Here is a 12404-nt window from a genome sequence, read left to right as displayed (position 1 = left end):
TATCAATATGACCATATAGTCACACACGTGAAGCACAAGCCAGCCTCCTGGCTCCGAAAGGGTGGAACCATTGAAGGAAAAAGAAAAGCTGATTATTGAAGCAGCAATTAAACTGTTTGCCCGAAAAGGGTACAAATCAACATCGGTTCAGGAAATCGCCGATGAATGCAAAATCTCAAAAGGCGCTTTTTATCTTCACTTTCCTTCCAAAGAAGCACTGCTTCTGTCCATGCTGAATTACTACTATGATAAAACGTTTACCCGAATCACGACGATCCAAACGGAGGGTGACAGCCCGAGAGCCGCTTATCAAAAACAGCTTGCGGTGTTTTATGAATCGATTCTCGCCCATAAAGATTTTATTACCGTGCAGATGAAAGACGGTTCACTTCCTTATACCGAAGAAGTGGCCCAGTGCGGAAAGAGAATCCGCCGGTCGATCCTGCAGTTTCATATCGACAGTCTTCTTGCTATTTACGGAGAAAAAGCCGAACCATACACCGCCGAGCTTTGTTTTTTAATAGAAGGAATCAGTCAGATGTATCTTGAATATCTCATTCTGACCGGCCGGTCTGTACAGCCTGCGCTTCTCGCAAATACCGTGATTCACAGAATTGATGACATCGTAAACGGAATGGCGGACAGACATGATGAAGCGTTTATTTCTCTTGATGAGGCAAGCTCACTGTTTGGGCCCCTTCATAACGGGAAGCCCGATCCTTTAAGCCAATCAATCTTGCAGACCCTCCGTGCGCACATCAGCACGATGGACAAGCCGCAAGCATCTGAATACACCGAGAGCTTGGATATTCTTGAAGCGGAAATGAAGAAAAAGTCGCCGAAACCGGCAATCATCAAAGGAATGATTCTGAATTTGAAGGAGTCCGACCTGCTGGCTGAAGATGCAGAACAGCTCAGATTTTTACTGAAACAGCAGTTTATTTAGAAGAACGGCCGCAATGACTGCAGCCGTTCTTTCTGTTTATGCTTTCGGGTGCACCATATCTTCCGGACGCACCATTTCATTAAATTGTTCTTCCGTCAGAAGGTTCAGCTGTAATGCCGCTTCTTTCAGCGTCAGGCCTTCTTTATGGGCAAGCTTGGCGATTTTTGCGGCGTTTTCATAACCGATGTGCGGGTTAAGCGCCGTAACAAGCATTAATGAGTTAGAAAGGTTTTCCTGAATGGTTTCCTGGTTCGGCTCAATACCGACAGCGCATTTGTCATGGAAGGAATTCATTCCGTCACTGAGAAGCTGCACTGTCTGCAGGAAGTTATAAATGATAACCGGCTTGAAGACGTTCAGCTCGAAGTTTCCTTGGCTGGCCGCAAATCCGATTGTCGCGTCATTTCCCATCACTTGCGCGGCGATCATTGCCAGCGCCTCACTTTGCGTCGGATTGACTTTGCCCGGCATGATAGAGCTTCCCGGCTCATTTTCAGGAATGACGATTTCGCCGATTCCGCAGCGCGGGCCGCTTGCCAGCCATCTGACATCGTTGGCAATCTTCATCAGGTCGGCAGCCAATGCTTTTAAGGCGCCGTGAACGTGAGTGATTTCATCATGGCTTGTCAGCGCATGGAATTTGTTAGGCGAGCTTTTGAACGTCTGCCCCGTTACTTTTGTGATTTCTTCCGCGACGAATTCACCGAACTGCGGGTGGGCGTTGATTCCCGTACCGACTGCCGTGCCGCCGATAGCAAGCGCGCGGATTTTTTCCGTTGACTCAAGAATCATTTCTTTAGAACGGTCAAGCATGTATACCCAGCCGCTGATTTCCTGTCCGAGTGTCAGCGGAGTCGCGTCCTGCAAATGCGTGCGTCCGATTTTCACAATGTCTTGATACGCTTTCGCTTTTTCGTCAAGTGTCTCGCGCAGCTGATCAAGGGCCGGAACGAGCTGCTCATATACGGCAAGGACCGCCGCAACGTGCATCGCCGTCGGGAATGTATCGTTTGAGCTTTGGCTGCGGTTGACGTCATCATTCGGATGAATCTTCAGATCAGAATTTTTTTCTTTCAATAAAGCAGTCGCGCGGTTGGCCACCACTTCGTTCATATTCATGTTGCTTTGTGTGCCGCTTCCCGTCTGCCAGACAACGAGCGGAAAGTTATCGTCGTATTTGCCGTTTAATACGTCATCACATACAGCGGCAATCGCCTGTGCTTTTTCAGACTCTAAATTGCCGAGGCGTTCGTTAGCGATCGCCGTGCTTCTTTTTAAAATTGCAAACGCCTTCACAACACGCTGAGGCATTTTTTCTGAACCGATTTTGAAGTTCTCTTTGCTGCGCTGTGTCTGAGCGCCCCAAAATTTATCTGCCGGAACTTTAACTTCTCCCATGGTGTCTTTTTCAATTCTGTAGTCCATTTATGTATCCCTCCATAACAGTTGCTTCACCCTGAGTATTATTCGCCAGTAACCGATGAAACCCTTTTTATTTTTCGGTCTTGGCCGTTTTTAATTTCAGCTCAAGATAGACGCGCGAATCCTTAGAGTATTTGTACTTCGGATTTGTTTTTCGGTATTCCTTCGACGTGTAAGCCACTTCGTAATGCGCTTCAAATGATTTGATGAGCTGTTCTATTTCTTCGGCATTTCCTGCCAGTCTGACTTGTGCCACATCTCTCCTCCGCTTTCATAAAAAAACTTGTACCACTAATTACTTTATCATAGTATATCATTTTTTTAACAGGAAAAGATAACCTCAATTAAGGAATGGAAGGCGGGTGACAGTTGATGGCGCAATCGGAATTCAAGGAATACATACACATAAACCTGGCTATGGTGCTGCCCCACCTAGAGCCGAACGATGACCTGGTTCAAAATAAAAAGATGCTTCCGAACGGGCTTGTTTTTTATTATATGTATCTGAGTGAAATGAACGATGAAGACAAAATAAAAGAAGCGATTGAAACGCTGCTGCAGGGAGAAGACACCCTGACGCTGGAGGCAGTGACGAAGCGTCTTGATCAGATTGACGCCCGTCCCGTCACTGCGGCGAAAGAAGCCGTCACTTCCATTCTGCGGGGGAAATGCGCCGTATTTATTAACGGCCTTGATAACGTATACATTCTTTCCACGGGAAAAAGAGAAAAAAGAAGCGTGACAGAGCCTACCTCCGAAAAGGTTGTAAGAGGGCCTAAGGTCGCTTTCATCGAGGATTCTGATACAAACGTCGCCATGATCAGGCAGCGGACGAACCATCCGAAGCTGAAAACGAAAAAGGTTCCGCTCGGAGAAAGCAAGTTAAAATACGCCACTGTCATGTACATAGATGATGAGGCTGACCCGTCTGTTGTCAGCGATGTTTTAAAACGCCTCAGCGAAGTGAAGCTGGACGACATTCAGGATTCCGGGACGCTTGAAGAGCTTATTGAGGATAATAAGTATTCGCCGTTTCCGCAAATACAAAATACGGAACGGCCTGATAAAGTCTCCTCCGCCTTGTTTAACGGCCGCGTCGCCATCCTTGTCGACAACTCACCGTTTGCGCTGGTGGTTCCGGCTTCTTTAGGAATGTTAATGCAGTCTCCCGACGATTATTATGAACGGTGGATTTCCGCCTCGCTCATTCGGGCGCTGCGGTTTACGTCTATTTTTATCACACTGTTTTTTTCAGCCATTTATATCGCCCTCGTCTCGTTTCACCAAGGGCTTCTGCCGACGCCGCTTGCAGTCACTATCTCGGCGAACAGAGAAAACGTTCCCTTTCCGCCCATCATTGAAGCAATGGTGATGGAAATTACGATAGAACTGCTGAGAGAAGCGGGTTTGAGGCTCCCTAACCCGCTCGGCCAGACGATCGGATTGGTGGGCGGAGTCGTCATCGGCCAGGCGGCCGTTGAAGCGAATATTGTCAGCTCCATCATGGTCATCGTGGTCAGCATTGTCGCGCTCGCTTCATTCACGGTGCCGCAGTACGGAATGGGGCTTTCATTCCGTGTGCTCCGTTTCATTTCAATGTTTGCTGCGGCAGCATTCGGGCTGTACGGCATGATTTTATTTATGCTGGCAATATACACCCATTTATCGAGACAGCGAAGCTTCGGTTCTCCATATTTCTCGCCGAATGGGTTTTTCAGCTTAAAAAACGCAAGCGATTCCATTCTCCGTCTCCCTATTAAAAATCAACCAAAAGAGGCGAAAAACGTAAATGAGCCAGAAAACAACTCACAATAAACTTACAAGCTATCAAGGGACGGCATTGATTGCCAACACGATGCTCGGGGCGGGGCTCCTCACCATGCCGCGGTCGCTGTCAGCGAGGGCAAATTCGCCGGACGGCTGGATCGCATTATGTCTGGAAGGCGTCATCTTTATCTTTTTGATTTATCTCAATACGCTCATTATGAAAAAGCATCAATACGGATCGTTTTTCGATTATATGAATGAAGGTCTCGGCAAATGGGCGGGCAATATCGTCAACCTGGTGATCTGTCTCTATTTTATAGGAGTCGCCAGCTTCGAAGCCCGTGCGATGGCGGAAATGGTCAAGTTCTTTTTATTGGAAAAAACCCCCGTGCCGGTCATGCTGATTATCTTTATCGCCTGTTCCGTTTATTTGATTATCGGCGGCATGAGTGATATCGGCAGGCTCTTTCCTTTCTATTTAATGATTACGATTATTATTTTGCTGACGGTGTTTTCCTTCAGCTTTAAAATATTTGATATAGACAACCTGCGGCCGGTGCTCGGCCAGGGATTTTCTCCCGTTATGGCCTCTTTGACCGTCGTTTCTGTTTCCTTCTTGGGCATTGAAATTATGCTGTTTCTCCCAGAGTACCTTAAAAATAAACAGCACACGTTCCGCATGTCGGCCATTGGCTTTGGCATCCCGATTATTTTATACATCATTACCTACGTGCTCGTCGTCGGCGCCTTAACCACCCAGGATGTCAAAACAATGATCTGGCCTACGATCGCGCTCTTTCAATCATTTGAAATCAAAGGGCTTTTTATCGAACGGTTCGAGTCCTTTTTACTTGTTGTCTGGATTATCCAATTTTTCGCCACCTATGTATCGTACGGATATTTCGCGACATCTGGCCTTCATAAAATTTTCGGGCTGAAGCAGAAAAAAGGCATCATCTTCGTAGGGATTGCGACATTCTTGGGGGCATTGATGCCAAAGGACGCGAACAAGCTGATGATGTTCAGTGATATTCTCGGCTATATCTTCTTAGGTTTCTTTTTGCTGCCTTTACTGATGTTTGCAGTCGTCGCTGTGAAAAGGAAGGTGAAAAAAGCGCAATGAAGAAATACATCGTAATCTTTCTTTGCTCATTGCTTTTGACGGGGTGCTGGGACAGCCGTAATATAGAAGACTTGAGCCTCGTTATCGGCGTCGGGCTCGATAAACCTGAGGAAGAAAACGTGGAAGTGACGCAACAGATTCTGATACCGCAAAAAGCAAGTTCCCAGCAGTCGACATCAAGTAATCCGACAAAGGTGACTTCCACTTCCGGGGAAACTGTTCACCAAGCCTTAAGGACGGCATCGTTAAAAAATCACCCCGCTTTCTCCCAGCACTTGCGCATCATGCTGTTTTCCGAAGCGCTGTTAAAGGACAACATCCCGTTTGACGCATTAATGAACCAGTTTGTCAGGGACAATGGAACAAGAAGAAGCTGCAATGTGATGACGGTGCCGGATAAAACGAAAGATATTTTCAATGTCAGCGACCAGGGGGAGCCTGCGTCAAATACCATCTATGACTTAACGGAAAATAATGCCGTCACCATCCGGATGATGGAGCCTGTGACATTGGGGGAAATATCCGAGAGAATCGCCAAGGGCGAAACCTTTGCCCTTCCTCAAGTGCGCAAAGTGGGCAGCAGACTGGAAATCTGGGGCGCTACCATTATAAAAAATAAATTCTGGTATGCGAATTTAACGCCTTTACAAGTCCAGAATATGAACCTGTTCACAGGGACGGTAAAAGGGGGCGTCACGTTTGCAAAGCATGACAATTATTATTTATCCTTCGAGGTATTTTCAAGCAAATATGATGTAAAAACACAATATAAAAACGGAAAATTCAAGTTTATCGTTACCCGATTTGTTGAAGGCCGCCTGTCTGAGGATTGGAACCCGAAAGAAGATTCCTTCAAGGAGTCCTATATAAATGAAATCAAAAACGCGGTAAAACGAAGCATCCATTCGGATGTCATGACATTCATCGATTATCTGCAGCATGATTTAAAAGTGGATATTACCGGGTTAGGCGACCAGGTCCGCATTCATTACCCCGATAAGTGGCAAAAGGTGGCCTCTGACTGGGACCGTCATTTCAGTGAATCAGATATTGAATACAAAGTCAAAGTCGCCGTCAGAGATTTCGGAACAAAAGGAATGTCCCAATGACCTGTCCTGCGGGGAGAGTGTGCATAGCGCCGCTCTCCTTTTTTCATTTCACGAGATGATTGCGGTGGGCATATACGGCGGCCTGCGTGCGGTCACTGACATCAAGCTTTGACAATATATTAGTGATGTGGGTTTTCACCGTTTTAATCGTTATGAACAGCTCTTCCCCAATCTCTTTATTCGTCTTGCCTTCCGCGACGAGACAGAGGATTTCCAGTTCTCTCTTCGTCAGCGTTTCATGCGGAAGCTGATTCTCTGAATGGCGCAGCCTTGACAGCACTTTTCCCGCCACCTTCGATTCAAGCTTCGGTTCGCCCTTGGCAGCCGCTCTGATGGCTTCGGCTATTTCCGCCGCCTTGGACGTTTTCAGCAAATAGCTGAGCGCTCCCGCTTCGATTACCGGGTACACTTTATCGTCATCAATAAAGCTCGTCAGCACGATGATTTTCGGGTCATCGAGTTTGGCGCAGATCTGTCTCGTCGCTTCGATGCCGTCCATGCCGTCCATGACAAGATCCATTAAAATCACATCCGGCAAAAGCGCGGCGGCCAGATCGACGCCCTGCTGCCCGTCTGATGCTTCACCGGCGACTTCAATGTCCGGCTGTGCTTCTAAAAACGCGGCCAGACCCATCCTGACCATTTCATGATCATCAATCAGTAACACTCGAATCACTGTCGTTCTCTCCTTTTGTTTTCTCGTAAATCGGGACTTTCACGTCAATCTGCGTGCCTTTTCCCTTCACTGAGATAATTTCCGCTATGCCGCCGATTTCGCTCGCTCTTTCCTTGATGGAATGCAGACCGTAAGAGGAGGCTTTGACTTGATCCATTGTAAAACCCGCCCCGTTATCAATGACTTTAAGCTGAAGTTTTTGATGTTTCGCGCCGAGTCTGACGGTGACCTTGGTCGCCTTTGAATGCCTGAAAACGTTGGAAAGCGCCTCTTGTACGATTCGGAACAGATGGTCTTCAACGCCTTTTGACACACCCGTGTCGCTGATGTCCCACTCAATATCAAGCGGCTGCTTCGCTTTGAACTCTTTTAACAGCTCAATCAGCCCTTCTTTCAAACCTTTTCCTTCTAACGTGACGGGCCGCAGATGCAATAGCAGCGCCCTCATTTCGTTTTGCGCTTCCCCCGCCATATGTTCAACCATGCGAATCCGTTTGACGATTTTGTCATCCGCATCTTTCACCTGCTCTAAGACGGCGGATGTCATCATAGAGATGGCAAAGAGCTGCTGGCTGACGGCATCATGCAGATCGCGCGCCAGCCGCTGGCGTTCTTCAGTGATGACCGATTTTTTCATTTGGTCCTGCCATTCCGCCCGCTCGTTGGAAAGCTTTTGCAGCGATGTGACCTGCAGCTCGACCCGCTTGGCCATTTCGTTGAGCTGGTCTGCCGCCAGACCGATTTCATCATCACCGAGCGGCGGCACCCGATAAGCGAAATTGCCGTTTTCAAATTTCAAAACCGCTTCAATCAGTGTATCCATTCTCGTTTTCAGACGGCCGCCGTATACATAACCGGAAATCAGTCCGGCCGAAAGGGACGCCAAAAGCAGGATGACCACAAACGGAATACCGAACCAGCCGGAAGAAAACAAAAGCATCGGATCAAGCCCGTAATATAACAGCATCAGCGCAATAAACACCGCGCAAAGGAGCAGACTGAGCCCCGCGGTCATCCGCATGGCGCGCCACTGAATATTGGCGAGTAATTTTTTCCTCATAAATACTTCACATCCACATCGCCGATGAATAGAGAAATTGATATTTTAATCCGCCGCGGCGAGTCCCCGTACTCAGAAGACACTTTATACAGATTCGTGCTCATGCCGCTTTTCTTAGAACCGAGCAGGTTCATATCGCCGATAAAAGCTGATGAACTGACGGACACTTCGATATCGGACGGGACGTACACATCAACATTGCCGATGACGCCGCTGATTGTCATCGTGCTTTCTCCTTCAGGTATCATCGCCTTGGATAGATCAATTTTCACATCACCGATAAACCCGGAAACATTTAAATCATTCAGCTCAAACGGGTCCTTCATCATACGCAGCTCGCCGATAAAAAAGCTGCGGAGGTCCGGCTGTCTGCTTTCCGGCTGGACGGCCGGCTTTGGCTGTTCTTCTTTTTCAAGGCTGATTTTCTTTTCTTTATGCTCAAATACGCGCTTTCCTTTCAGGAGCCTGTAGCCCGCGTAAATGAGAAAGGCGGCGAAGGCATAGCCGAACAGGCTGAAGGTAGCGCTGAACAGGTTTCTCAAAAATAAAAAAGCGGCAAAGATATACAGGACGGAGCCGAGCCAGCCGCGGGAGTATTTATTAAAAATATAGCCTGTGATCAGAAAAAAGAGCGGCCAAAACAGGAAGTCGCCAATGCCGATAATACGTAAAAACATGCTGACGCCTAATAAGGCGATGATAAGTCCGAGAATCTGTTTTTTTGCCATGTCAGCTGCTTGCCCCTCCTTTCCTTGTCTATTGCAGTGCAATATTGCCGCTCGTCACTTTTATATCTATCGGCCTGGCGCCGCTGCCTTTCATGCCGGTGAAGGTCCCGCCTTCCTTACTCGTTTTCTCAAAGGAATAGGACGGCTGAATCCTTCCGCTTGCCGTTTCGGCGTTTACTGTAAAATTCCCGTCTTTCGGCAGGCTGATGGCTGCGCTGCCGCTCGCAAGCCTGACGGATACGGGAGCGTTCGCCGTCTCAAGCGAGGCGTCGACACTGCCGGAAGCAACCCTCACGTCAAGGGCTCCCGTCACATGATGAAGCCCGGTATGCCCTGAGGATGAGCGGACTTCCGCCGTTTCAGCCGCAAGATCGGCTGCTTCGAGATCGCCCGACAGCCCTTTCGCTTTAAACACATCCATCTTCACATGCTTCAGCGATATGTTCCCGCTTACAGAACGGACGCCGAGATGTGCAAGAGACAGCCCCTTGTTTCCGTCAACGGAAATGCTTCCGCCTGATGTTTGGACAGTGATGTCCTGATGATACTCATACGGGATGCGGACAATCAGCAGAGGACGCTGGAAGAGATTCAAAAATTGGAATCGTTTCTCCTTCGCTTTGAGATTGAGGGTTTTCCCCCTGCTTTGGACAAACATTTTCCCCGCTGGTCCGGTCATGTTTGCCGCGATATCATTCCGCTCTTCCGCAATGATTTTCACATCCGTCTGTTCCGACGAAACGGACAGAATTTTGACGGCATGAGGCGGTACGCTTGCCGATACCGATTCTGTTTCGTACAGCGGAAACAAACGCCCGGCAAACACTTCTTTCACCAAAAACAGACAGCAGATCAAAACGGACGCCGCCATCAGCCCTTTGGCAATCTTACGCTTCATTACGTTCCATCCTTTTTCATTCATTTTATTATAAAGGAAAAGCCGGATAATTGATACGTGCGTATAGGGAAGAGGCGTAAAAGCGCCGACCTTCCCTTGTGCACATTATTCATGAGCCGCTTTTTGATGCTCTGCTTTTTCCAGAGAAAGCGAGCGCATTTTTTCAAGCTCAGCTTCGACCTCGTCCGAATATTGCGAGCGGCTGTGTTCTGTATTCGCCTCAGCCGAAGTGCCGTATTTGACGCGGACTTCCATTTCTTCAATGCGGTTTTCCATTCGAAGAAACTCTCTGTAGGCGCTTTCGCTGTCAATCTTGTCAAAAGAAGCGTTCATATGTTCCTTCGCTTTTGCTGCGTTGGCGCGGGCGATGAGCGCCTGTTTTTTATCCTTTACGTCGCGAAGACGCGTTTCCAGGGTTTCCAGCTGTTCTTTCAGCTCGGCCAGCTGTGTTTTCGCCTGCTCGTACGCTTTTTCATGTTCGGCCGCTTTTCCCTCAAGGTATTTCATTTCAGTCAGAGCCTTTTTCGCAAGCTCCTCTTCCCCGGCGTCAAAGGCAAGCTGAGCCTGATTTTTCCGCTTTGCCGCCGTTTCGGAAGCGTCCTCCTGTTTTTTCTTAAACTGATGGACGATCGTGTGCTGTTTGACGATCGTTTGTTTCGCCTTGGCGATGTCACTTTCCATATCACGCACATATTGATTCAGCATGACTTTCGGATTTTCTAATTTATCAAGCCCTTCGTTAACAGATGCGACGAACATATCTCTTATTCTTTTTAAGACCATTTTGTCTTCCTCCTTATTTTTTCTTCAAAAATTCTTCCCATTCAGAGTCAAAGCCGGATTGGTATCCCGGTGATGCCGCTTCGGGTTCATACTGGCGGGAAGCGGTGTCTGAGCCGCCCTGCTTCATCATTTTCCATCCGCCATACACCATGGCGCCGGCCAGTCCGATGGCAACGATAAATGGAAGAGAGCCGACAAGAATCATAGCTCCGATGACGCCCGCGATGATGCCGGATACGGCGCGGCCGTTTGAGAAACGTTTGATTCCCCAGTAAAGCATCAGGCCTCCGATCGCCAGCGGTATGATAAACGCGAAGTGGCCTCCTCCGAAAAAGACAGAAAGTCCGAACACAATCAGCAGAAAGCCGCCTGCCGTTTTTACATTTATATTCATGCAGATCCTCCTTTCGTTTTCCTTGTCTTTACTATAAACAAATCCCGTGGCCGGCAAAACGAGTCAGAGGTTGATTTTCATATCAGACCGGAGTCGTATAAGCCCCCCGACCCTTACATCAAAAAACGCCGCTGCACCGGACGGCGCAGGGCGTTTTACAAGAATGCTATATTCTGATGCTCGCTTCTTTTTCCTTGATGAGATCAGTGCGTTCCGCTTTGGCAAGCTTCGTAAAGAACAATATCCCGAGACCTGACAGGACTTCAACAAGACCGCCGGCGGCAATGACTTTTCCGGGACCGAAGGCGTTAGCCGCATATCCGCAAAGAACCGCACCGAGCGGAATGGATATGTTGGAGATCATATGGATGACGGCATAGACCTGCGGCTGATCATCATGATCCACAGACGTTTGAATAATAGTATACTCCGGCACATTTATGGCGCTGACAGCTGATCCGAACGCAAACGCCGCAAGAAAGACGAGCGGCAGAAACGTGTTGATGCCGGTGATGAAAAATGCCGCCCCTTCTATGATTCCCGCTGACACAAACAGGAGACCGTATTTGTTCACCTTCACCTTAGCCAAAATAAAACCCATTAAAAAGGCTCCGCCCGTGCCTGTCGCTTTCAGAAGCGAGTAAATGATCGGCGGCATATGTAAATCTTCAGCGACGTAAACGGCGGAAAGCGCCTCCCACGGAGCGGCCGCAAAGTTCATGAAAATACAATAGATAGCGAGCGGGTATAAAATCTGGTGTTTTCGGACGAGCACAAAACCCCGTTTAAGCCTTCCGAAATACGTCCCGCGCTGTCTGACGGCGGCGGTATCCTGTTTGTCATGCTGAACTTGGTATGACATAAAGAGTACGAGAAAACCTGATAGAAGATAGAATATAAGTGCGATAAACAAAGAATAGGCGGGACTGATAAATGTTAAAAACACTCCGCTCAGCGTAATGGCGGCAAGCCTGACGATCTGGCCTGATGACTGGATGACCGCATTCGCTTTCTGCAGGCTGTTTTCTCCGACAATATTGGGGATTAAAGAGATAGATGCAGGGTTATAAGCGGCTCCGGTGGCTGAATGCACAATCATGAGAAGCATCACAAACCATAAAGGAGAAAAACCGTTAAAATAACAGACCGGAATGATTAACACGACCGCCGCGCGCGTGAGGTCTGAAAAATACATCCAGAATTTCAGCGTATGCTGCTTCATAAAAGGCCCGGTAATCGGCGCCAGCATCGCCTCCGGAAGGAACGTAACCGCAATTAACAGCGCCGTGCCGATCGCCCCTTCACCGTCAAAAATCAAAAACCAGAGAATGGAATTAAAGGCAAAACCGTCTCCCGACAATTTAACAAGCCTTGAGATAAACAGAAAGGTGAAATTTTTATTCCAGATGCTCTCGCTCTTATGATTTGTATCCATCTATCAAATCCCCCATTTTTTTACAATGTTTCTTATAATATCTCATTTTTTAATTTTTCAGTC

At 48.0% G+C, this 12404-nt stretch carries 13 protein-coding genes; 4 read left to right on the top strand and 9 right to left on the bottom strand.

The genetic code is table 11. The annotated features are described in order from the left end of the window. The first annotated feature begins 70 nt into the window (after window positions 1–70). Window positions 71–946, top strand: coding sequence for a TetR/AcrR family transcriptional regulator (locus ACH32G_RS08670; protein WP_047477593.1), 876 nt, complete (start codon window positions 71–73; stop codon window positions 944–946). Window positions 947–982: 36 nt separating this feature from the next. Here the strand turns inward: ACH32G_RS08670 and fumC are convergent, their stop codons facing one another. Both fumC and ACH32G_RS08660 read right to left on the bottom strand, forming a co-directional pair. Beyond that, window positions 983–2371 (bottom strand): class II fumarate hydratase, encoded by a 1389-nt coding sequence (fumC, locus tag ACH32G_RS08665; protein WP_448814216.1) that lies wholly within the window; start codon window positions 2369–2371, stop codon window positions 983–985. 67 nt (window positions 2372–2438) lie between these two features. Then, window positions 2439–2624, bottom strand: a complete 186-nt coding sequence (locus ACH32G_RS08660) for a YvzF family protein (RefSeq protein WP_016937977.1) — start codon at window positions 2622–2624, stop codon at window positions 2439–2441. A gap of 116 nt (window positions 2625–2740) precedes the next feature. Here ACH32G_RS08660 and ACH32G_RS08655 point away from each other — a divergent pair, with 116 nt between their 5' ends. Genes ACH32G_RS08655 through ACH32G_RS08645 form a run of 3 tightly spaced genes read left to right on the top strand, consistent with a single transcriptional unit; the run spans window position 2741 to window position 6367 of the window. Continuing rightward, window positions 2741–4183, top strand: coding sequence for a spore germination protein (locus ACH32G_RS08655; RefSeq protein ID WP_045925989.1), 1443 nt, complete (start codon window positions 2741–2743; stop codon window positions 4181–4183). Then, window positions 4158–5258: a spore germination protein gene (locus ACH32G_RS08650; protein WP_095241361.1), complete on the top strand. Its 1101-nt coding sequence runs from the start codon at window positions 4158–4160 to the stop codon at window positions 5256–5258. Before ACH32G_RS08655 ends, ACH32G_RS08650 begins: the two co-directional genes overlap by 26 nt. Continuing rightward, window positions 5255–6367, top strand: a complete 1113-nt coding sequence (locus ACH32G_RS08645; RefSeq protein ID WP_016937974.1) for a Ger(x)C family spore germination protein — start codon at window positions 5255–5257, stop codon at window positions 6365–6367. The genes ACH32G_RS08650 and ACH32G_RS08645 overlap by 4 nt, the downstream gene beginning before the upstream one ends. 43 nt (window positions 6368–6410) lie before the next feature. On the opposite strand, the gene ACH32G_RS08640 is transcribed toward ACH32G_RS08645, so the two are convergent. From ACH32G_RS08640 to ACH32G_RS08610, 7 genes are all read right to left on the bottom strand, one after another. Next, window positions 6411–7043, bottom strand: coding sequence for a response regulator transcription factor (locus tag ACH32G_RS08640; protein WP_016937973.1), 633 nt, complete (start codon window positions 7041–7043; stop codon window positions 6411–6413). Then, on the bottom strand, window positions 7021–8103 hold the full coding sequence (gene liaS, locus ACH32G_RS08635; RefSeq protein WP_045925986.1) for a two-component system sensor histidine kinase LiaS: 1083 nt from the start codon (window positions 8101–8103) through the stop codon (window positions 7021–7023). Before liaS ends, ACH32G_RS08640 begins: the two co-directional genes overlap by 23 nt. Further along, on the bottom strand, window positions 8100–8831 hold the full coding sequence (gene liaF / locus ACH32G_RS08630; protein WP_016937971.1) for a cell wall-active antibiotics response protein LiaF: 732 nt from the start codon (window positions 8829–8831) through the stop codon (window positions 8100–8102). The genes liaS and liaF overlap by 4 nt, the downstream gene beginning before the upstream one ends. A gap of 28 nt (window positions 8832–8859) precedes the next feature. Next, window positions 8860–9729, bottom strand: a complete 870-nt coding sequence (gene liaG, locus ACH32G_RS08625; protein WP_415273023.1) for a LiaG family protein — start codon at window positions 9727–9729, stop codon at window positions 8860–8862. A gap of 105 nt (window positions 9730–9834) precedes the next feature. Continuing rightward, entirely contained in the window at window positions 9835–10512 is a 678-nt protein-coding gene (liaH, locus tag ACH32G_RS08620; RefSeq protein WP_047477575.1) for a stress responsive protein LiaH, read from the bottom strand. Window positions 10513–10525: 13 nt separating this feature from the next. Continuing rightward, entirely contained in the window at window positions 10526–10906 is a 381-nt protein-coding gene (locus tag ACH32G_RS08615; RefSeq protein WP_049627343.1) for a protein liaI, read from the bottom strand. Window positions 10907–11072: 166 nt separating this feature from the next. Continuing rightward, on the bottom strand, window positions 11073–12341 hold the full coding sequence (locus ACH32G_RS08610; RefSeq protein WP_016937967.1) for an MFS transporter: 1269 nt from the start codon (window positions 12339–12341) through the stop codon (window positions 11073–11075). Window positions 12342–12404: the final 63 nt, after the last annotated feature.

The organism is Bacillus sp. CIS52 (assembly GCF_053545315.1).
The sequence above is the reverse complement of the archived record's forward strand: the minus strand, read 5'-3'. Positions and strand labels throughout refer to the sequence as shown.